The organism is Oceanicaulis sp. HTCC2633 (assembly GCF_000152745.1).
GTDB lineage: Bacteria > Pseudomonadota > Alphaproteobacteria > Caulobacterales > Maricaulaceae > Oceanicaulis.
In genome coordinates, this window is sequence record NZ_CH672428.1 from 137699 (window position 1) to 157641 (window position 19943).

The 19943-nt window shown below is 64.4% G+C and carries 18 protein-coding genes; 10 read left to right on the forward strand and 8 right to left on the reverse strand.

Going from position 1 to position 19943, the window contains the following annotated elements; all coding sequences use genetic code 11:
• Positions 1-226: 226 nt before the first annotated feature.
• The 3 genes from OA2633_RS00715 (at position 227) to OA2633_RS00725 (ending at position 4161) form a co-directional block, all read left to right on the forward strand.
• Positions 227-1396, forward strand: a complete 1170-nt coding sequence (locus tag OA2633_RS00715; protein WP_156776016.1) for a hypothetical protein — start codon at positions 227-229, stop codon at positions 1394-1396.
• Positions 1397-1462: 66 nt separating this feature from the next.
• The gene (locus OA2633_RS00720) at positions 1463-3526 is read left to right on the forward strand and encodes a S9 family peptidase (RefSeq protein ID WP_009800544.1); all 2064 of its coding nucleotides are present in this window, start codon (positions 1463-1465) and stop codon (positions 3524-3526) included.
• Entirely contained in the window at positions 3523-4161 is a 639-nt protein-coding gene (locus OA2633_RS00725; protein WP_009800545.1) for a class I SAM-dependent methyltransferase, read from the forward strand. The genes OA2633_RS00720 and OA2633_RS00725 overlap by 4 nt, the downstream gene beginning before the upstream one ends.
• Here the strand turns inward: OA2633_RS00725 and OA2633_RS00730 are convergent.
• Both OA2633_RS00730 and OA2633_RS00735 read right to left on the reverse strand, forming a co-directional pair.
• Positions 4152-4781 carry a glutathione S-transferase family protein gene (locus tag OA2633_RS00730; protein WP_009800546.1) on the reverse strand — a complete coding sequence of 210 codons (630 nt, stop codon included), beginning with the start codon at positions 4779-4781 and terminating at the stop codon, positions 4152-4154. The two genes, OA2633_RS00725 and OA2633_RS00730, sit on opposite strands and share 10 nt — an antisense overlap.
• A gap of 26 nt (positions 4782-4807) precedes the next feature.
• Positions 4808-6532 (reverse strand): amidase, encoded by a 1725-nt coding sequence (locus OA2633_RS00735; protein WP_009800547.1) that lies wholly within the window; start codon positions 6530-6532, stop codon positions 4808-4810.
• A gap of 234 nt (positions 6533-6766) precedes the next feature.
• On the opposite strand from OA2633_RS00735, the gene OA2633_RS00740 reads away from it, so the two are divergent.
• Positions 6767-7810 carry a hypothetical protein gene (locus OA2633_RS00740; RefSeq protein WP_009800548.1) on the forward strand — a complete coding sequence of 348 codons (1044 nt, stop codon included), beginning with the start codon at positions 6767-6769 and terminating at the stop codon, positions 7808-7810.
• 71 nt (positions 7811-7881) lie between these two features.
• On the forward strand, positions 7882-8670 hold the full coding sequence (locus tag OA2633_RS00745) for a hypothetical protein (RefSeq protein ID WP_009800549.1): 789 nt from the start codon (positions 7882-7884) through the stop codon (positions 8668-8670).
• A 16-nt stretch (positions 8671-8686) separates the two neighbouring features.
• Here OA2633_RS00745 and OA2633_RS00750 read toward each other — a convergent pair whose 3' ends face one another.
• From OA2633_RS00750 to OA2633_RS00760, 3 genes are all read right to left on the reverse strand, one after another.
• The gene (locus OA2633_RS00750) at positions 8687-9298 is read right to left on the reverse strand and encodes an FMN-dependent NADH-azoreductase (protein ID WP_009800550.1); all 612 of its coding nucleotides are present in this window, start codon (positions 9296-9298) and stop codon (positions 8687-8689) included.
• Positions 9299-9398: 100 nt separating this feature from the next.
• Complete coding sequence (locus OA2633_RS00755) at positions 9399-10013, reverse strand: FMN-dependent NADH-azoreductase (RefSeq protein ID WP_009800551.1); 615 nt, start codon at positions 10011-10013, stop codon at positions 9399-9401.
• 113 nt (positions 10014-10126) lie between these two features.
• Complete coding sequence (locus tag OA2633_RS00760) at positions 10127-11569, reverse strand: M20/M25/M40 family metallo-hydrolase (protein WP_009800552.1); 1443 nt, start codon at positions 11567-11569, stop codon at positions 10127-10129.
• Between the two features lie 108 nt (positions 11570-11677).
• Between OA2633_RS00760 and OA2633_RS00765 the strand changes: the two genes are divergently transcribed.
• The 3 genes from OA2633_RS00765 to OA2633_RS00775 are packed head-to-tail and all read left to right on the forward strand — an operon-like array spanning position 11678 to position 14474.
• Complete coding sequence (locus OA2633_RS00765) at positions 11678-12616, forward strand: FkbM family methyltransferase (RefSeq protein ID WP_009800553.1); 939 nt, start codon at positions 11678-11680, stop codon at positions 12614-12616.
• 23 nt (positions 12617-12639) lie between these two features.
• Complete coding sequence (locus OA2633_RS00770; protein ID WP_009800554.1) at positions 12640-13581, forward strand: pirin family protein; 942 nt, start codon at positions 12640-12642, stop codon at positions 13579-13581.
• A gap of 2 nt (positions 13582-13583) precedes the next feature.
• The gene (locus OA2633_RS00775) at positions 13584-14474 is read left to right on the forward strand and encodes a HEAT repeat domain-containing protein (RefSeq protein WP_009800555.1); all 891 of its coding nucleotides are present in this window, start codon (positions 13584-13586) and stop codon (positions 14472-14474) included.
• Between the two features lie 3 nt (positions 14475-14477).
• On the opposite strand, the gene OA2633_RS00780 is transcribed toward OA2633_RS00775, so the two are convergent.
• From OA2633_RS00780 to OA2633_RS00790, 3 genes are all read right to left on the reverse strand, one after another.
• The gene (locus OA2633_RS00780) at positions 14478-15890 is read right to left on the reverse strand and encodes an amidohydrolase family protein (protein WP_009800556.1); all 1413 of its coding nucleotides are present in this window, start codon (positions 15888-15890) and stop codon (positions 14478-14480) included.
• Positions 15891-15963: 73 nt separating this feature from the next.
• Complete coding sequence (locus OA2633_RS00785; protein ID WP_040612842.1) at positions 15964-17313, reverse strand: DEAD/DEAH box helicase; 1350 nt, start codon at positions 17311-17313, stop codon at positions 15964-15966.
• 384 nt (positions 17314-17697) lie between these two features.
• The gene (locus tag OA2633_RS00790; RefSeq protein WP_009800558.1) at positions 17698-18528 is read right to left on the reverse strand and encodes a DNA adenine methylase; all 831 of its coding nucleotides are present in this window, start codon (positions 18526-18528) and stop codon (positions 17698-17700) included.
• A gap of 428 nt (positions 18529-18956) precedes the next feature.
• Here OA2633_RS00790 and OA2633_RS15980 point away from each other — a divergent pair, with 428 nt between their 5' ends.
• Both OA2633_RS15980 and OA2633_RS00795 read left to right on the forward strand, forming a co-directional pair.
• Positions 18957-19109 carry a hypothetical protein gene (locus OA2633_RS15980; protein ID WP_009800559.1) on the forward strand — a complete coding sequence of 51 codons (153 nt, stop codon included), beginning with the start codon at positions 18957-18959 and terminating at the stop codon, positions 19107-19109.
• Between the two features lie 358 nt (positions 19110-19467).
• Positions 19468-19767, forward strand: coding sequence for a hypothetical protein (locus tag OA2633_RS00795; protein ID WP_009800560.1), 300 nt, complete (start codon positions 19468-19470; stop codon positions 19765-19767).
• Positions 19768-19943: the final 176 nt, after the last annotated feature.

Consider the following 19943-nt stretch of genomic DNA (forward strand, 5'->3'; position numbering starts at 1 on the left):
ATATAAAGATGCTGCATGCGCGACATTCAAATCAGAATGCGGCGAAAAGCCCATTTTCTTTGAATAATTTATAACAGGTGCGGCGCAGCAACACACCGCAGCAACCCGCCCTGTCAGACGCCGGTGAATGCTCGCTCGACGCATCCGCTGAGACCGCGAAATCAGAGTTACGCTCTGACAACGCCTTCAGGGTTAAGATCAGGCCGGAGTGAGGAGGCGCACGCGCGTGAACGATGACGTAATGATTCAGCTCAAGCGCCATTTGGCGAGCGCTGAGCAGATTGACGTAAGCCGGTACCAGTTCTTGAACATGGACCGGGTCCGCGAAGCTGCGGGCCCGCGCTGGCCTGAACTGCGAGAGCGCGCCTTCATCGCGTCCCGCTCCATCATCGAACGCCGTGTGGCCGAGGATGATCTGATCATCCAGTGCGAGAGCGGCTATCTGGTGATCTTCAAGGCGCTCTCCGGGCGCCAGGCCCAGGCGCTGACCAACAAGGTCCGCAGCGAGCTCGAGGAGTTCTTCCTGGGCGAGGCTTTCATCAACCAGCTCGGCGTGGAGGCCAAGAGCGAGCAATTGAGCGTCGAGGAATTCGCCGCCACGCTCGCCTCCGCCGATGTGGACGAGCCGCGCCAGGCCAGGACCGTTCAGACCGAGCCGGATCAGAACAAGGCGTTCTCCCTGTTCTATCAACCGCTCTGGGACCAGAAGCGGGAAGCGGTGGCGAGCTATATCGTGCGCGCCGTCAATGCCGGCGTTGATCAGCCCTTTCAGGCGCGCAACACAGACCTCATGCTGACCGATCTCAAGCCTGACGCCCGGTGCGCTGTCGATCAGGCCGTCCTGGAAAGCGCAACCGAGGCGCTTGAAGAGCTCGTCCGCTCCGGCAGCCGGTGCGCCCTGATCGTGCCCGCGGGCTATACCTCGCTGAGCAATCCGCGCACGCGATCCACCTATGTCACCGCGCTGGCCGCCCTGCCCGCCCATTTGCGCCAGCTGATCTGGGTGCAGATCAAGGACGCGCCCTCCGATACGCCCCCCAACGTGCTGGACGAGACCTTGCGCATCCTGCATGCGCAATCGCCCAAGCTGTTCGTTCATGTCCGCACGGACTGGCCCTATTGGAGCCGCTTCGAGCATTCCGGCGTGGACGCGATCGGCGCCGATTTTCCCCAGCGCCTGACAGAATCCGACCGGCTGGATATCGAGCGGTTCATGGCCAGCGCGAAGCGTGGCGGCAGTCTTGTCTATTTCAACCGGGTTGAAACCTGGGAGAGCTTCCGGGCGGCGAGCCAGACCAGCGCCCACCTGTTCTCGGGCAAGGCCGTCGGACAGCTGCCCCACCCGGCTCCGCCCTACAGGTTGTCGCGGGCGCGCCTGTTGAACGGCGCCCTCTAACCCCGCCCTTGCCCTTAAGCGGTTCAGGGTTCTACGCTGACAGATCAGAGATTTGGAGCGTACTGGATGAACCGGATACTTTTTGCATCGCTCGCCCTGGCGATGGCGAGCCCCAGCGCCTTAGCGGCCTCCCAGGCGGAGGGCGGTCCCTTGCAGGCCGCCGATATTTTCAGCCTTGAGATGGCGCGCGATCCGCAGATCAGCCCTAATGGCCGTTGGGTCGCCTATCAACGGCGCTCCAATGACATCATGACCGACCAGACCCGGTCGGCCATCTGGACGGCGCCCTATGAGGGCGGCGCCAATCGGCCGCTGGTCACCGGCTCGGGCGATTATTCCTCACCGCGCTGGTCGCCCGATTCCAGCCAGATCGTGTTCATCGCCAACGAGAACGGCGAAAGCCTTCTGAAAAAGGTCTGGGTCGATAACGGCCGCAGCGCCACTCTGGCCCAGCTGCCCGGCGGCGCCGGAAATCTAAGCTGGTCTCCGGACGGGCGCTGGATCGCCTTCACCATGTTCATGCCCACCCCCGAACCGCAGGTGGACATCGGCATGCCCGACAAGCCGCGCGGCGCCGAGTGGGCGGCGCCCGCCCTGGTCGATGAGACCACGCGCTATGAATTCGATGGCGCGGGCGAACTGCCGTCGGGCTATTCTCAGATCTTCGTGGCGCCCGCTGATGGCGGCGCTCCGCGTCAACTGACCCATGTGACCGACGGCTCGATTTCAGGCGTCAGCTGGGGGCCGGACTCCCAGCGCCTCTATTACTCGCTCGGCGGGCGTGAGGCCGATGATTTCGATTTCCGCGAGGCGGATATCTACGCCATTGCGCTGGACGCCTCCGATCCGGTCCAGATCACGGACTTTCCGGGCGGAGAATCGAGCCCCCGCATTTCGCCTGATGGCGAGATGCTCGCCTACCTCTCCACCCCGCGTCGCGAAGAATCCAATGTGGACAACGACCTGAAGGTCATGAGCCTGTCCGGCGGCGAGCCGCGCGAATTGCTGGCGGATCTGGATCGCGGCTTCAATCAGGCCGAATGGGACGAACGCGGACGCGGCCTGTGGGTCAGTTTTGATGATCGCGGCCACACCGTGCTGGGCTATGCCGGCCTCAATGGCGGACTCGACCGGATTCGCGACGATCTGGGCGGCATGACCTTTGGCCGTCCCTACACGTCCGGCGCCTTCTCCGTATCCGGCAATGACCGCTGGGCCGCAACACTGGCCAGCGCCTATGATCTGGCCAATGTCGGCGTCGGCACGCGCCGGGGTCTGGCCAATCGCCTGACCGATGTGAATGCGGACGTTCTGGGCCTGCGAGATCTTGCGGAAGTTGAACGCTTCACCTGGGCCAGCTCGGCGGACGGTCAGGAGATCGAGGGCTGGATCGCCTATCCGCCCGGTTTTGATCCGAACCAGTCCTATCCGATGATCCTTGAAATCCATGGCGGCCCGCACACCGCCTATGGTCCGCAATTCTCCGCCGAGGTGCAGCTCTATGCCGCCGCCGGCTATGTGGTGCTCTACACCAATCCGCGCGGCTCGACCTCTTATGGCGAGGCCTTCTCCAACGAGATCGACAAGGATTACCCCGGTCAGGACGTGGACGACCTTCTGTCGGGCGTCGATGCCCTGATCGCGCGCGGCTTTGTGGACGAGGATCGACTGTTCGTCACTGGCGGCTCGGGCGGCGGCGTGCTGACCGCCCAGCTCATCGGGGTGACCGATCGCTTTGCGGCGGCCGCCGTGGGCAAGCCGGTCATCAACTGGGTCAGCTTCGCCCTCGCCGCCGATATCGGGCCGAGCATCTATCGCTACTGGTTCGGCGTGACGCCCTGGGATGACCCTGAGACCTACTGGCGCCGCAGCCCGCTCTCTCTGGTGGGCAATGTGGAAACGCCGGCCCTGGTCTTTGTCGGCGGCGAAGACCGCCGCACCCCTGTCTTCGAGGCCGAGCAATACTACAACGCCCTGCAGATCCGCGGCATTGAGAGCCGGCTGGTGCGCATTCCGGGCGCCTATCACGGCATCGCCGACAGCCGGCCCTCGCGCCTGCTGCAGAAAACCGGTCATGTGCTCGCCTGGTTCGAGCAATACGATCCGGCGAACGCCGCCGACGCTGAATGACCGATCGGGATCCCGAGGCGGAGGCGCGCGGCGCCTCCGCCATCGCGGACATTTATGAGCGTCACGCCGGGCGATTTGACGCCCGAAGACGCTCGGCCAAGACCTTCATGGAAGCGGGCTGGATGGCCCGCTTTCTGGCATTGGCGCCCTCTCAGGGGCGCATTCTTGATCTTGGCTGCGGATCGGGATTTCCCATTGCCGCGCATCTGATCGATCAGGGGCGACAGGTCGAAGGCGTGGATGTGGCCGGGGCCATGATCGCGCTCGCCCGCAAGGCCTGGCCTGATCAGCGCTGGCGTGTGGGCGACATGCGGACAATCGATCTCTCAGGCCCCTATGCCGGCGCCCTCGCCTGGCATTCGAGCTTTCACCTGCCGGGCCTGGATCAGGCGCAGCTGATCGCCCGAATAGGACCGGCGCTGGCGCCAGGCGCCCCGTTCATGTTCACCAGCGGGGATGGCGAGGGCGTCGCCTGGGGCGACATGTTCGGGGATCGCCTCTTTCATGCGAGCCTCGCCCCGACACAGTTTGAAACTGCGCTGGAAGACGCCGGCCTTGAGCTGGTCGATCAATGCTTCAATGATGAGACCTGCGGCGGCGCCGGCGTCTGGCTCGCGCGCAAGCGTCAGACCTGACCGCTGGGGCGCGCCTTGCAGGCGTCCCGCCATTTGGCCAGCGCCTCAAGCTCATCCCCCGGGATCATCTTCACCCAGGCCGCAAACTCGACAAACACGAAGGCGGTGATGTCGGCGAAGCTGAACGCATCCCCCGCCAGCCAGGGAGTATCGGACAGGCGTGTGTCCAGCGTCTTGAAGAAGCGCTGCCCCCGCATCATGCCGCGCTCGGCCAGCTCGGGGATCTGCGGCACCGGGTCCGGCCCCGGCAGCGCCCGGTCCTTCATGGCCTTGGACGTATTGCGCAGCACTTCCATGACGCTGATCAGCCCGTCGAACTCGGCCCGCCACACCCATTCGGCGACGCGCGCCTGCTCGATCGGACTTGTGCCCAGAAGCGGCGGATCGGGATAGAGCGCCTCGAGATACCGCACGATGGACGCGTTCTCGCACAGGCTCTCCCCGTCATCGGTGAGCAGGGCCGGCACGGTGCAGCCGGGATTGACCGTCCTGAAGTCCTCGCTGAACTGCTGGCCCGATCGCAGATCGATCTCGATGGTCTCCACATCGATCCGCTTTTCCGCAATCACCATGCGGGCGCGGCGCGGGCTGGGCGCAGTGGCGCAATCATAGAACTTCATGGACGGTCCTCCCGGTTTGACTGGCGTTACTCGGCGAACGCTTGCGGGCGAGTATCGGCCACGCCCAGACGCGCTTCAATCTGGGCGCCCAGCGCCAGGATCACGCCTTCGTCAAAGAGCGGCGCCCAGAGCGAGGTCGCATACGGCACCGAGAAGGTGTCACCGCTCTCATCCGCCGGAGCGCCGAAGATCGTCCGCGTGGGCTGATCGACAAAGCCCGAGCGGAAGGCGAGCTGGGGATGACCGGTATAGTTGGTGATCAGCAGCATGCCGCCTGCGAAGTTCGGGCCGATCATCGCGTCGATGCCCTCGAAGGTCTCCGCCATCATGGTCATGGCCTTGCGACGCAGGCGATCGGCATTGACCATGTCCACCGCACTCGCAAAGCGCGCCCGGCGGAAGGTGTTCGGCCAGGCCGCATCCACCTGCCAGCGCAGCTGATCGTCGAGATCCTCGAGCGTCATGGTCTCGAACGCCGCCGCCGCTTCGCATTCCAGCTGGATGAGCATGGCGTCCCAGGGCTGCTCCTCGAACTCCACGGGGACGAGCTCCACCCCCAGCGCCCGGGCGGCCTCGAGCGCCGCGCGATCCGGATCGGCCGCCTCCTCGAACCAGGTCGGGTTATAGCCCAGTCGCAGCCCGGACAGATCGCGGGAGAAGTCCGCCTCGAAGCCATGATCGAAAGAGGAGGCGTCTCCCGCATCCCCGCCATTGATCACGCCGAGCACCAGCGCCGCATCAGGCGTTGAGCGCACGATGGGACCGATCTTGTCGAGCGACCAGCACAGCGCCATGGCGCCGGTGCGCGCCACCCGCCCGAAGGTCGGGCGCAGCCCTGTCGTGCCGCACCGGTGGGACGGCGAGACGATGGAGCCCAGCGTTTCGGTGCCGATGGCGAAGCTGCACAGCGCCGCAGCCGTGGCCGAAGCGGGCCCGGCCGAGCTGCCCGAGCTGCCCTCGTTGGGGTTGAACGGATTGCGGGTCACCCCGTCAAACCAGATATCGCCATACGCCAGAGCGCCGGACGTGGCCTTGCCCAGCAGCACGGCGCCCGCCTCTTCGAGACGCTTGGCGACCACGGCCGTCTCCTCGGCGACGCGGTCCTGATAGAGAGTCGCACCCCAGGTCGCCCGGATATCGGCCACATCGATGATGTCCTTGAGAGCGTAAGGCACGCCGTGAAGCGGGCCGCGCACCTGTCCGCGCGCGCGTTCGGCATCCATCTGCGCCGCCTGACGCCGGGCCAGGTCGGCCGTGACGGTCACAAAGCACTCCAGCGCCTCGCCATGGCGGGCGATGCGATCAAGATAGATGTCGGTCAGCTGGACGCTGGTCAGCTCACCGGACGCCATCCAGGCGGCGTGCTTCCAGCTAGGAGCGAAGGCGATGTCGGCGGGATCGGACGGCGCCGGTCCGGCGTTGATGGGCAGGCCGGTGACAAAATTGTCCTGGGCGCGATAGGTCTTGCCCGGCAGGCGCGGATCAAAGGTCAGGGCCGGCGCCAGCTCGTTGGGCTTCTCCACCGCGCGCAGACGCTCGGCGCGGGACATCCAGGCCTCGATGCCGTTCAGCATCTGCTCGCGCTCGGACGGCGTGTAGCTCACGCCCATGAGCCGTTCAGCCCCGGAGAGCATCTCCGAGTTGACTGGCGTTTGCTGACGGGCGCCGGCGGCGGAGGCGGCGATGCCGCCCACTCCCGCTCCGGCCAGAAGCCCCAGCACCGTACGACGCGTATTGTTTGATCCCGTCATGATATCCCCTCGAACGTTCAGCTCCGGTTCAGGCCCGGATTGTTCATGTATGTTAACGGCGCAGAAGGCGCCTGACTCGTCCAAGTGGGAAACTAGGCCGAAGACCGCACCGAAAAAAGCCGAATTTCGCCACGTTTCCGCCTTGTTTTGTTTGATTTCGCCCAACTTAAGCTCGATTATCGGGACATGGTTAATGCTTGGGCGTTGTGAACAGTGAGCATAAGGGGCCGGACCATGCGTGATGCGATTGAGACCCAAGATCGGCCGATCTCGAACAATCTCCTGGGCTTGAACCGGGGCCGTTCAGAGGATTCGGACGACGCCATGGATACTGAAATCGACCGCAAGACCCACCAGATGTTTGATCGTCTGACCGATGCGTATTATCGCGCCTCGGCCTCTTTCGACGCCTATCTGCATTTCCGCCAGACGCGGGGCCGCATGTTCGAGGAGGCCCTGCCGCGCGACAAGTGGATCAACCGCTCGGCCACCTATCCGGACAGCCACATCATGCACTTCTCCATCCTCGCCGGGATGGTTCTGGTGGAAGGGCTGATCAACGCCTACTTCTTTTCCAAAAGCTCCGACCTGGGCCTTCTGGGCGGCTGGATCCAGGCCATCACCGTGGCCTTCACCAACGTCATCACCTCCTTCTTCCTGATCGGTTTTCTGGGGCTGCGCCTGCTGCAGAACCCGGACAGGCCCTTCTCCTTCGCCGCGGCCATTATCGGCACGCCCATGGCGGTCGGCTTCGTGGTGTTCCTGAACTATACCGCCGCGCTTTATCGCGACCTTCTTGAGCTGAACGCCGCCACACTGGCCCTGGGCGATCTGGCCGAACCCACCGGCGCCATCCTGGCCCCGGTCAGCTCGGCTTTCAGCCTGACCGGAATCCAGACGCTGGAAGGCCTTCTGCTGTTCGGGCTCGGCATCACCTTCGCCGCCATCGCCGCCTTCAAGGGCGCAACCTTTGACGACCGGCTGATCGGCTATGGCACCGCCCAGCGCCGCGCCATCAATGCAGCCGCCCATCTCTCCGCCGTGCTCAAACAATTGCCGCACACCCATCGCGAACATGCCCAGGACCCCGATGACATCGAGGCGAGCCTGAGCGCGCCGACACGCCGTGAGGCGATTGCGCTCAAGCGCAAGATCGACAAGTTCTTCGCGGCGGACAATTCGCGCTCCATCCAGCTCTACGAGCAGGCGCCGGACACCGATCTGACCGATAGCCGGGATGAGGCCAGCGCGGACAAACCGCCCTTCCCGGGCCGATAACGTCTAGCCATATGGCGGAGGGCGCCCCATGATGCGCTCCGCGAGCGGCTGGCAGAGGGGGCGTCAGACATATGCGCAGCAAGGATGTTCTCGGCATCGTCAACATTCTGATCGTGGCCGGGGTGCTCGGCGCGATCAGTTACGCTGCGCTTGTTCTTCAGCCGCCCGAATACGATCCCAACACGCTCTGCCTGAGTGGCGAGCAACCCGCTCACATGGCGCTGGTGATCGACAAGACCGATCTGTATTCCCCTGAACAGGCCCGGCGCATCGAAACGCTTGTGCTGGACAGCCGTGACCGGCTCGATATCGGCGAGCGCCTGTCGCTCTACGAACTCGACGCGCGCGGCGAGCTGATCAACACCAACAGCTTCTCACTGTGCAATCCCGGGCGCGGCGACCAGATCAATCCGCTCTACCGCAATCCCGCCCGTGTCGAAGCGCGCTATCAGGCGCTGTTTGAAGGTCCGCTGCAGAGCGCCCTCGCCGATCTTGTCGAACCCAAGGAAAGCCCGGCCAGCCCCATCATCGAGGCTCTGGCCGATCTGGCGCTGGAAGAGGAATTTGATCCCCGCACGCCGCGCCGCACCGTGGTTCTGGTCTCTGACATGCTGCAGAATTCACGCCTGTTCAGCGTGTATGGCCGGGCGCGGTCCGATCTTGCGAACCGCCTGCCCCCGCCCGCCCGCGTCGCGGCGCTGGTCGAGGACGAGTATGGCGATGTGCTAGCGGGCGTACGGATCGAGATCTACCTGATCGAACGCCGGGGCTGGAGCGCGGAAGACCGCGCCATCCTGCAGGCCTACTGGTCGGAAGTGTTCCGCCAGCTGGGCGTGCGCGAGGAGTGGCTGGCGCTCTAGCCGCCGTCTGTCAGACTCAGGCGCTGGCCGCCAGCGCTTTCAGCTCCTCACGCAGAGCGTCCTTGCGGGCGTCATCGAACTCACGCCAGCCCGCGGCGTCGATGAAGCGCACATCCTTCATGCCCATGAAGCCGAGCACGAATTTCAGATAGCCCGTGGCGTAATCGATCTCGGAACCCAGCGCCGTACCGCCGGTGGGCATGACGACCCAAACCGTCTTGTTCTTCACAAGGCCTTCCACATATGGATCGCCATGATCAAAGACATATCGGAAGGTCTCGTTTGCACGCGCGACCAGATCAATCCACGCCTTGAGCGCCGCCGGGATGGAATAATTGTACATCGGCGTCGCGATGACGACGTGATCCACGGCCATCAGCTCATCCATGACTTCGGTCGAGACGCGCAACGCCTCGATCTGAGCCTCAGTGCGCGTGGATGGCGGCGTGAAGGCGGCGTCGACAAAGGCCTCGTCCACAAAGGGCAGCGGGTTCGCCACCAGATCACGGGTCACGATGGCGTCCGCATCGCCGGCCAGCCCCCTGGACAATCGATCCGCCAGCTCACGGCTGGCGGACTGGGTGGTGCGACCGCTGGAATACAGGGTCAGGATGCGAGGCGCGGTCATGAAAACTCCTTGGGCCATCTGCAACGGAGGGCTCAAGACATGCCGACCGCGCCTCGCAAGCGCCAATCAAACGCCCACCACAATCTTGTGAGCGAGGCGGCTATTCCGCCGCCATCAGAGTCTCGGCGGTCGCCGTGCGCGCCAACTCGCGCACGGCGTGCTTCTGGTCGTCTTCCAGGAAGGGCCAGCCCATGCCGTCGATCACGCGCACATCGGTGATGCCCAGGAAGCCCAGGATGAAGCGAAGGTACGGTGTGGCGAAATCGGCTTCGGAATCCAGGCGCGCGCCGCCGGACGCCATGACAAGCCAGGCAGTCTTGCCCTTCAGCAGGCCCTCCGGGCCCGCTTCGCTATAACGGAAGGTTTCCCGCGCCCGGGCGACCTGATCGATCCAGGCCTTCAGCGAAGACGGAATGGAGAAATTGTACATCGCGACGCCGATGACGATGTGATCGGCGGCATGAAGCTCGGAGATCAGGGCATCAGAGCCTTTCAGCGTCTCGCGTTGCGCATCGGAGCGCTCGGACGGGTCGGTAAAATTGGCGCCGACCCAGTCCGCATCCACTTGCGGGACGGGACGGTCCGCCAGATCGCGAACCACAACATTGCCGGTCTCTCCGGCCAGCGCATCAGCCAGCAGGGACGACAGCTCACGGCTCAGGGAGCCGTCCTTGCGGGCGCTGGAATTGATGCGAAGGATATTGGGCGCAGACATAAGCCTCTCCATCAGTTTTGCGGCGGCGCCGCATCAGATGTCAGGGGATATGCCTACGCCCGAATTACCTGTGTAGACCGTGTTCTGGAAGCTTATTGCTTCCAGAACGGAAACTACTGGCTGGCCTCCGCCTGCTGCGCTTGCGGACGGAAATCCGTCTCGCTGTCCGCCAGCAGCCAGATCATCATGGTCCAGGCCGCCACGTTCTGCGCCATTTCCTCGGGCACGATCTTGTCGAACGTGTCGTTCGGCGTGTGATGGAACTCGAAATAGTCCTCGCCATTCTGCTCCAGCCGCACCATGGGAACGCCCATGTATTGCAGCGGGATCATGTCGGGGCCGCCGCCGCCTTCATTATCGCCGGGCACCACGCCAAGCGCCTGAAGTTCGCGATGGATGGCCGCGATTTCGGGCAGAGCGTGCTCGCCCACATTCGATCCCATGCGCCAGACTTCCCGGGCGCCGAAATCGGATTCAGACCCGATGATGTGATCACCGATCGTCCCGTCCTCCATGCGGGCGTTGGCGTAGGCGCGCGCGCCCACCAGCCCCACTTCCTCGGCGCCGAACAGCACCACGCGAATGGTGCGGCGCGGGCGGTGACCGCTGTCAGCGATCAGCTTGGCGGCCGCCGTGACAATGCCCACCCCGGCGCCATCGTCGAGCGCGCCGGTGCCAGTATCCCAGCTATCAAGGTGCGCGCCGATGATGACGATCTCCTCGGGCGCTTCAGAGCCCTCGATCTCGGCGATGACATTGCCGCTCATCGCCTGACCGCGCCAACCGGCGTAGGTGCGCATGGTGATGCGGATCGTCTCACCCATCTCGTGCAGGCGCTGGATCTGGTCCGCATCGGGCGCGGAGACCGCCAGCACCGGGATTTCCGGCTGACGTCCGTCAGGGAAGCTCATCATGCCGGTATGGGCGAAACGATTGGTGCTGGTGCCCACCGAGCGGATCAGAAGACCCGCCGCGCCCCGGTCCTCGGCCAGCACCCAGCCGTCGCGACGCTTGCGGTTGGCCCAGCCATAACCCTCGCCCGTCCGGCTGGCGACCATGCGGTCATTGACGAAGACCAGCTTGCCTTCAAGCGCATCTTCGGACGCGTCAGACGCCAGAAACGCGTCATAGCTGTCAAAGAAGACCACTTCAGCCTCGAGCCCGCCCTCGGGCGTGGCGGCCGCGCCGCCCAGAGAGATGGCGTAGACCGGCTGGGGATAGGGCGCGGTGATCGCCACTTCCTCATAGACCGAGCGTCCCCGGGTCCACAGATCGAGCTCGAACTCCTCAATGCGGACATTCTGGAAATCGAGGCGTTCGAACATCTCCACCGCCCAGTCCCGCGCGCGGGCTTCCTGCGGCGTGCCCGCCAGACGCGGACCGATCTCGGTGCTCAGCGATTCCGTGATCTCATAGGCAAGATCGCTCTCAAGCGCGGTCCGCCCCAGGCTCTGGGCGATCTCGCGCGTTTCCGCATCAAGCTCGTAAATGTTGGTCTGGGCCTGGGCCAGACCGGCGGTCGACGCCAGGGCGGCGACCATGACAGTGCGCAGCATTCTGTCTCTCCTCCTCCGATTTGCCGTGACCTTATAGGCCTCGGCGCGAAAGTGGAAACCTGATCTGATGGTATGCGGAGCCCTGCAAATCCGTTTATAAGAACTCCCATGACAGAGACGTCCTCCAATCCCGACCAAGCCGCGCTTGAAACTGACGAAACCCTGGCGATTCCGCCGGCTTCGGATGGCCTTGTCCGCTCCCGCGGCGGACCGGTCGCCCATGAGCCGCCCGCGCCGGACTATGGCGCCTATGCGCCCGGATTCGTCAGCCGGATCGGTCTCGCGATCGGCCGGGCGCTGCCCGCCTCGCGCGCCGGACTGCGCCTCGCAGGCGCGGCGCGCCCCCTCGCGCTGAATGGCGTGAAGGCCGGGGTCGCGGATGTGGAGGCGCTCGGGCTGAAACTGCGCCTGCACCCCACCGACAATCTGTCGGAAAAGCGCCTGTTCATGACGCCGCAATGCTTTGATCCAGCGGAACTGGCCGCCCTGCGCGGCACGATGGGACCGGGCAGGACCTTCATGGATATCGGCGCGAATGCCGGCGCCTATTCTCTGGTCGCCGCCAAGGCCGGCGGTGCGAAATCGCGCGTCATTGCCGTCGAACCCCAACGCGAAATGCGCCGCCGTCTCAGCTTCAACGCCCGTCAGAACGGGCTGGGCAATATCGAGATGGCCGGCGTCGCCCTGGCCGATTACGAGGGCGAGGAGGTCATGCGCATGATCTCGGGCAATCACGGGCAGGCGCGGCTCGGCGGATCGGAGGGCGAAGCGGTGCGCGTCACCACGCTCCTGACCCTGATGGACGAGTTGAAGCTGAAGAAAGCCCACGCCATGAAAGTGGATGTGGAGGGCGGCGAAGCGGCGATCCTGTCGCATTTCTTCGCCAAGGCGGACAAGGACCGCTGGCCGGACCTGCTCATTCTCGAGCGGGCGGACATGGCCGATGGGCGCGAGACGCAAGACGCGGCCGCCCTCGCCCTGCGCAAGGGCTATGCCGTGCGACAAAGCACCCGGATGAACGTCATTCTCGACCTCAAGACGCCCTGAGCGCTCGATACAAGGACACGCCCATGAGCTCGCTGGAACGCATTCTCGAAGGCAAGAGCAAGGATCTGGGCGGGTTTTCCGTCGCCCGCATTCTGCCGGTCGCACACCGCCGCCATGTAGGCCCCTTTGTGTTCTATGACCAGATGGGCCCGGCGCGCTTCAAGCCGGGCCAAGGCATTGATGTGCGCCCGCACCCGCATATCGGTCTCGCGACCGTCACCTATCTGTTTGACGGCGAGATGGATCACCGCGACTGCCTGGGCGTGCACGAGACGATCCGGCCCGGCGATGTGAACTGGATGACGGCCGGCAAGGGCGTGACCCATTCCGAGCGCACCGGCGAGGACGCCCGCGCCAGCGGCATGTTCATGCACGGCATCCAGGTCTGGGTCGCCCTGCCCGACGACAAGCAGGAGATCGACGCCGAGTTCCATCACCACGGCGCAGATGAACTCCCCGCCTTCGAGAAGGGCGGCGCGCAGTTTCGTCTGATCCTGGGCGAGGCCTATGGCCACACTTCGCCGGTCAAGGTCTATTCCCCAATCGTCTACGCCCATATCGAGGCGAAGGCCGGCGCCGAATTCGACCTGCCCGAAGGCCATGAAGAGTTGGCGATCCATGTGGTGTCCGGGACCATCACCACCGGCGCCGAAACCATCGCGGGCGGCCAGATGGCGATCTTCACGCCGGGCGCGGTGACCGGACGGGTCAGCGTCAGCGAGGACGCCCGCCTGATGCTTCTGGGCGGCCAGTCCCTGGGCGAACGCTTCATGGAATGGAATTTCGTCTCCACTACGCGCGAACGGATCGAGCAGGCCAAGAACGACTGGCGCGCCTCGATCGCGGCCGGGTTCAAGGACACCCCGTTCCGCATGCCTGTGGATGAAAACGAATACATTCCCCTGCCCGGCGATCCGGAACCGGGCGAACCGCCCGCCTGCACCGAAGACCATCCCACCAGCTAGTCATGGGGGAGGACGCGCTCACGCCGCAACTGGTGGCGCAGATCATCGAGCGCGGCCCGCTGGAGGATCTGCAAACCCTGCCCATCGCCCTGTCGCTGGGCCTGCCCGACGGCGTGGATGTTCAGGCGGTCTGCCTTGAGCTTGCCGAGCACGAGGATGAGTATGTGCGCGGCAACGCCGTGCTGGCGCTTGGGCACCTGGCGCGGCTGACGAGAGATCTGCATGAGAGCCGGGTGCGCAAGGTGCTGGGCGAAGCCCTTGAGGATGAGAGCGAGTTTGTTCGCGGCCAGGCCGACAGCGCGCGCAGCGATCTGCACATGTTCATGGGCTGGGACTTTGACGGCTATGCGCAGTCCCAGGCCGACATCGCACCGGTTTTTCCCGAAGCGCGCTATCAGCTTTACATCATCGTGGACGCCGAGAGCCGCGTTCTGATCGAGCGGGATCATCAGCCCGGCGAGATCGCGCCGTCCAAGCGCTTCGCCCCGGATCCGCGCGGCCTCAGCCACGGCCATGACTGGCGCCTGCCCGGCTTTGCGATGGATGCGCCGCTATCTAGCAGCGCCAAGGCCCTCAACGCCGCCTGGGATGCCCGCAAGGGCACGGCCTTCGTCAATGAAAGCAATGTCTTTGACGAGGCCGTTCTGGTTCAGGCCAGCCAGGACAGCCCCATCGGCGCCCACGCCCGCGGCGACTGGGTCTGGCTGAAACTCAGAGCCTATTATTGTAACGGCCCGTCCTCAGGCCTCTGGCCAGCCGCTCCCGGGATCGAGCAGCAATGGGTCGAGCCGTCCAAGGTGATGGCGGACCTGCCCGTGGGCGCCCATGACCGCTACGCGATCGCCTGTCTGGATGCGTTCTGGATGCAGCAAACGGGTGGGGCGTTCCTTTAAGCCCTATTGCAATCCCACCTGCCCTTCGAGCCCTTCCAGAAGCGCTGCCGGGTCAAACGCGCGGCCGTTCAGAAAGACCAGCACCGGGCGTGTGATGGCGTTAGGGTCGGTGAGCAAATCCCCCTCCAGCAGGACAAGGTCCGCGCGTTTGCCCATCTCCACAGAGCCCAGCTCGTCCTCGCGACCGATGACCCGCGCGCCGTTCAGCGTCATCACCTGCAAGGCCTCGATCGGGGAAAAGCCCGCTTCCAGAAACAATGCGTAATTTCGCTGATCGCCAAAGCCGGGCAGGTTGTGGCGACCCGGATCGAGACCCGCCGCCAGAAGCCCGCCCGCCTCGAAAAAGGCGCGCTCGAACGCCAGTGCATTCACAAAGGACGCATCCGGTTCGTTATCGCTCGCCTGAAGCTGCGCCTGACGCGCTTCATATCCCTCGCGAAAGGCGGGGGCGAGATACCGCACGATGCGCGCCTCGCCCTGATAGCGATGGGCGAACCGGCTTTCCACAATGGCGAGCGTGGAGACCAGCGCCGTTCCGTTCTCCACCAGTGTTGCGAAGACGCGCTGCGCGGCTTCACTGTCGGCCTCCACATGAGCCATGTTCGGGACTGTGCCGCCAATGCACTCGCCCTCGGGCTTGTCCGCGAGAAAGTCGCTCGCCGAGACAAGGCCGTGCTCGATCGTGTCGATGCCGAGCTCCGAAGCCTCTTCAAAGGTCAGGGAACACAAATGCCCGGCCACGCGCAGGCCGTGGGCATGGGCCTCGTCAATGACGGCGGCGGCGATATGGGGTTCGACCCGGCGATAGAGCTTGATCCAGCCCACGCCCGTCTCCGCCCAGCGACGCACGAAGGCCCTTGCCTCGTCTTCACTGGCGGGCTGCACCATGACCGGCGCATCTCCGGGACCGCTGACATAGGGCGCTGACGTGGCCACCCGCGGCGACAGGGCGCTGCCGGTTTCCGCCGCACGCGCCATGGCGAGATCGGCCATGGGCGAGGCCGCGCCCACCGTGCGGATCGAGGTGACGCCGCCCGCGAGATAAAGCCGGCTGGCCGCCCGCTGCAGCATGGGCGCGCCGGGCATGTGGGTGTGATCATGAGCCCCGACGAGGCCCGGGATGAGCGTACGCCCGGTTCCGTCAATGACCCGAACGCCCGCCGGCGCCTCGATCGCGCCTGATGGCGCCAGACGGACGATACGCCCGTCTTCAAGCCAAACGCTCATGCCTGATTGCGCAGGACCGCCTGCCCCATCCAGAACGAGTACATTGTCGATCAGGACCGGGCCGTCCTCGAAGGCGAGGTAAGGCTCGACCGGGTCGAGCCCGTCCGGCGCCGGCTGGACAGCCAGAGCGGTCCCGGCAGAGCCGAGACCGATGACACTGAGAACAACCGCAAACACAAGCTGATGCATCTCATCTCCCCTGAAGCTGGAGCTCAGGGTGATGAGACTCGCGCGTCTGGCAAGTTACGGTCTGGTTACGAGCCTATTCGGCTGCGCGCGGGGCGCCGGAACGGCGCTGGCCACCGCCCCCGCCGCCTCGACGATGACGCTGGGGCTTGCCGCCGCGCGGTCCGCCCTTTGAGCCTTCACCGCTCCGAGGGGCGCTCGCCTGAGCCTGGCCACCGCCGTCACCCTGCCCCTGGCCCTGACCACGACGCCCGCCGCGACGGCGACGCTTGGATTTCGCCGCTTCGCCCTTGGGCATGGGGGGCGCATCATTGAGGCCCTGAATGGTTACGCCCATGGTCTTCTCGATGTCCTTGAGCATCACGCGCTCATCGGGCGCACACAGCGCCACGGCCCGGCCGCTGGCGCCGGCGCGAGCCGTCCGACCGATACGGTGGACATAGTTCTCCGCCACATTGGGCAGCTCGTAATTGACCACCAGATCCACGCCGTCCACATCGATGCCGCGGGCGGCGATATCGGTCGCCACCAGGACCGGCGCCTCGCCGGACTTGAAGGCGTCGAGCGCGCGCGTGCGCTGGTTCTGGCTCTTGTCGCCATGAATGGCGTTGGCCTTGTGGCCGTATTTCACCAGACGCTTGGCCACCCGGTCCGCGCCATATTTGGTGCGGGTGAAGATGATCGCACGCTTGCCGGCCTCGGGCGCCATCAGATCGATCAGCGCATCGGGCTTGGCCGAGGCTTCGGTGTAGAACACCTTCTGATCGATCCGCTCCACAGGCTTGGAGGGCGGGGTCACCGCCACGGTTTCGGGATGATCGAGGAAGTCATCGGCCAGCTGGCGGATCGCCGGCGCCATGGTGGCGGAGAACATCAGCGTCTGACGCTCCTCGCCCACCATGCGCAAGAGCTTGCGGATCGCCGGGATGAAACCGAGATCCAGCATCTGGTCGGCCTCATCCAGAATGACGAACCGGGTGAGATCGAGCCGCGCCTTGCGCTCGCCCAGATGGTCCAGAAGACGGCCCGGCGTCGCGACAAGAATGTCCACGCCGCGCGCCAGCGCCTTGATCTGCGGGCCGGCCTTCACGCCGCCGAACACAACCGTGCTCGTCAGTTTCGTATGGGCGGTATAGGCCTTCACCTGCTCTTCGATCTGGGCGGCGAGCTCGCGCGTTGGCGCGAGAATCAGCGCCCGGCAGGAGCGGCCCGGGGCCTGCTTGTTCTCGGCCAGCAACTGGTGAACCAGCGGCAGCACGAAAGCGGCGGTCTTGCCGGTGCCGGTCTGCGCCAGACCGATCAGATCATGGCCTTTCATGACAGCGGGAATGGCGCGCGCCTGGATCGGCGTCGGCGTCTCATAGCCCTGTTCGGAAATGGCGGTGAGAATGGATGGATTGAGACCGAAGTCGGTAAATTTGGTCAAGATAACCTCAAAGGAGCGCTCGCGGACGATCTCCGGGCGCTGGATATTCATCAATGGGACAACTGGATCGTTCAGCCGCCGTACAAGGGCGAAACCCGCCCACGCCCGGACCTTCAAACGAGAGTGCTCTCACTCCGGCTGATCCGTCGCCGCGCAACCCGGCTTGTCCGGGGCGCGTGCTTGCGTAGCGCCTCCTTGCGCCCAATCGGACGGAAAGGCAAGGGCGCAGAACGGCTGTGACTTCGTTTATACTTGAGAGGGACTGAAGGCGCGACGCCTGACGCAGGTCCCAAACAGCAAAAAGCCCCGGCCAATGGCGCGGGGCTTTTGAACTTTGGGTGCGGGGGCTCGCACCTTGCAAAAGCGAACTTCAATGACAGTGCTTTACGCCGCCTGACTCCAAGTCCCGCCCTTGATGATCAGCTCTTTTGCGATCTGGGAATTGTCCCCGACCGAGTAGCGGACCTCGACCGGCTCGATCTCGGCCCAGTCGAACAGGAGCCGGATCTCGGGCACGTCATTGATGGACAGGATGAAGCGCCCCTTGATGCGGCGCAGCTGATCGGCCAGGCGCGAGAAGTCCGACCGCGAGAACAGACCTTTGCCGTAATCATTCTCGCCACCCCAATAGGGCGGGTCGAGATAGAACAGGGTCTCGGGCTTGTCGATCCGCTCGATAAAGCGGTCAAAGCACAGATTCTCGATGATCACCCCGGCGAGCCGGGCATGCAACGCCTCCAGCTTCTGCACCACCGTGTGCAGATTGAACCCGCCGCCCTTATAGAGGTCGAGCCCGAAGGAGCGCCGCCCGACATTGCCGCCAAAGGCGCAGGACTGCAGATAGAGAAAGCGCGCGGCTCGCTCGAGATCCGTCAGCGTGTCCGGATCCGTGCGCGACAGGCGCTCGAACTCGGCTCGGGTCGTGATCTGGAACTTCAGGATCTCCACGAACTGGGGATAGTGGCGCTGCAGGATACGAAAGAAGGTCGCCACATCGCGGCTGTAATCATTGATGACCTCGACGCGCGCCTGCACCTTGCGGCGCAGGAAGATGCCGCCCATGCCGATGAAGGGCTCGGCATAGATGCGCGCCCCGGCCCGGTCGATCATGGGCACAAGGGTCTTGGCGAGGCGCGACTTGCCGCCGAGATAGCCGACAGCGGGCTCGGTCGGCGACACGATCGTGTCGCCGAGCAGGTCTGATCTGGACTCCATTTGAGGATCACTCTCACATATCCGCGCCGGTCCGGCCGGCGGCGGGATCCTGGACGGTGCTAGCCCGTCCGGGGTGCGCGTTGCGGCGCGCGGCTTGGGGTGTTAGCGCACCCCGGCCCCCGCCTTTTCAGGCGAAGCTCAAAAGAAAAAAGGCCGCCCCGATATGGAGCGGCCTTAATCGCATCGGGATTACCGATCTAAAACTTGAGTTAGCGCAGGCGCTTAAATGAGTCGCCCTGAAATCAAGTTATTTTGCTTGTGGATGCAGGCGTTAATACACTGGAAACCAGCCTCATTGGACCACAACATGTGGCTGACGGTTTCTCAATGTCTGGGATGCTCGTCGCTATGAAGATGCAGCAACCCGGCAAATGTCATTGCCGTGAGATCGCCGGGTCGCTGCGAACCCCGTTCGGAGTACACCGACAATGAAACAAGCCTCTCCGCACTTCAAGCTCGATCTGACACTTGAGATCGGCCCGAATCTCAGTCGGGCACTGATCGCCGCAGCCAGCCTTGCAGCACGGCTGATGGTTGTGGCGCCCTTCTATCTGTTGCCGGGATCAACGCCTCTGCCTTAGCCTCACAACCCTGTGCCGGAACAAGCTTTCCAATGCCTGATCAGCAGCACCATATTGCGGGCTTCCGCCTAACTTGCGCTCAGGGCTGTATCAAGCCGCGATGGTTTGATGCAGGCCCGGGCGGCGGGAACGCCGTCACGGTCGAGGCGCAGGCCCGTTCACGGCGATGCCCCCGATGCCGGGAAGCGGTAACAGTCGAGATACTCCATGCCGATGAGACAGGTCGGATCCGGGCGGATGCGCCGAGGGATGTGCCCGGTCCAAGACGCAAAGCCTGAACGCGCTCACGATTCCCCCTAGACGCGAATAAAATATATCGTCATGGTTTATTCACACCTGTGAACAACCGGGGGAAACCATGTATTCTCTAACGCTTACGGATGAAGAGCGCGCCATAGCGCGCGAGATCCAGCCCAGGGCGGCGGCCTTGCGCCTTCTGGTCGAAGCCAATCTGGGCGCCGCCATCCGGCTCGAAGTCCTCGCCGCCTTCCTGCGCGCCGGGCGCGGGCAACCGAACATGCTCTATGCGCTCGCCCTGACCGATGAAGCCTATCAGGCGCTCACCGGGGCGCCCTTGCCCGAGGACATGGACACGCTTGATCGCGAGCTCATTGAGGAGTTCCGCGCAATCGCGGTGCAGCGGCTTGGGGATGGGTAAAGTCGCCGAGTACGCGAAAAAGACTCGCGCCCAGACTACGAATCGCTCTGAAATAATAGAATCCGCGCCTGGCAGGGCGCGGGTTCCTTAAACAGCCGAGCAGGGCTGCTTCGTGATCACGTCTCACCTTGTGCATAGATTCGCGAACACATGGCAACAGGCTCGGCCTATCTCCC

Bases quoted from the DNA above. Each gene is read 5' to 3' on its own strand.
- OA2633_RS00720 (WP_009800544.1), top strand. From the start codon at position 1,463: ATGAACCGGATACTTTTTGCATCGCTCGCCCTGGCGATGGCGAGCCCC.
- OA2633_RS00725 (WP_009800545.1), top strand. From the start codon at position 3,523: ATGACCGATCGGGATCCCGAGGCGGAGGCGCGCGGCGCCTCCGCCATC.
- OA2633_RS00730 (WP_009800546.1), bottom strand. From the start codon at position 4,781: ATGAAGTTCTATGATTGCGCCACTGCGCCCAGCCCGCGCCGCGCCCGC.
- OA2633_RS00735 (WP_009800547.1), bottom strand. From the start codon at position 6,532: ATGACGGGATCAAACAATACGCGTCGTACGGTGCTGGGGCTTCTGGCC.
- OA2633_RS00740 (WP_009800548.1), top strand. From the start codon at position 6,767: ATGCGTGATGCGATTGAGACCCAAGATCGGCCGATCTCGAACAATCTC.
- OA2633_RS00745 (WP_009800549.1), top strand. From the start codon at position 7,882: ATGCGCAGCAAGGATGTTCTCGGCATCGTCAACATTCTGATCGTGGCC.
- OA2633_RS00750 (WP_009800550.1), bottom strand. From the start codon at position 9,298: ATGACCGCGCCTCGCATCCTGACCCTGTATTCCAGCGGTCGCACCACC.
- OA2633_RS00755 (WP_009800551.1), bottom strand. From the start codon at position 10,013: ATGTCTGCGCCCAATATCCTTCGCATCAATTCCAGCGCCCGCAAGGAC.
- OA2633_RS00760 (WP_009800552.1), bottom strand. From the start codon at position 11,569: ATGCTGCGCACTGTCATGGTCGCCGCCCTGGCGTCGACCGCCGGTCTG.
- OA2633_RS00765 (WP_009800553.1), top strand. From the start codon at position 11,678: ATGACAGAGACGTCCTCCAATCCCGACCAAGCCGCGCTTGAAACTGAC.
- OA2633_RS00770 (WP_009800554.1), top strand. From the start codon at position 12,640: ATGAGCTCGCTGGAACGCATTCTCGAAGGCAAGAGCAAGGATCTGGGC.
- OA2633_RS00775 (WP_009800555.1), top strand. From the start codon at position 13,584: ATGGGGGAGGACGCGCTCACGCCGCAACTGGTGGCGCAGATCATCGAG.
- OA2633_RS00780 (WP_009800556.1), bottom strand. From the start codon at position 15,890: ATGCATCAGCTTGTGTTTGCGGTTGTTCTCAGTGTCATCGGTCTCGGC.
- OA2633_RS00790 (WP_009800558.1), bottom strand. From the start codon at position 18,528: ATGGAGTCCAGATCAGACCTGCTCGGCGACACGATCGTGTCGCCGACC.
- OA2633_RS15980 (WP_009800559.1), top strand. From the start codon at position 18,957: ATGAAACAAGCCTCTCCGCACTTCAAGCTCGATCTGACACTTGAGATC.
- OA2633_RS00795 (WP_009800560.1), top strand. From the start codon at position 19,468: ATGTATTCTCTAACGCTTACGGATGAAGAGCGCGCCATAGCGCGCGAG.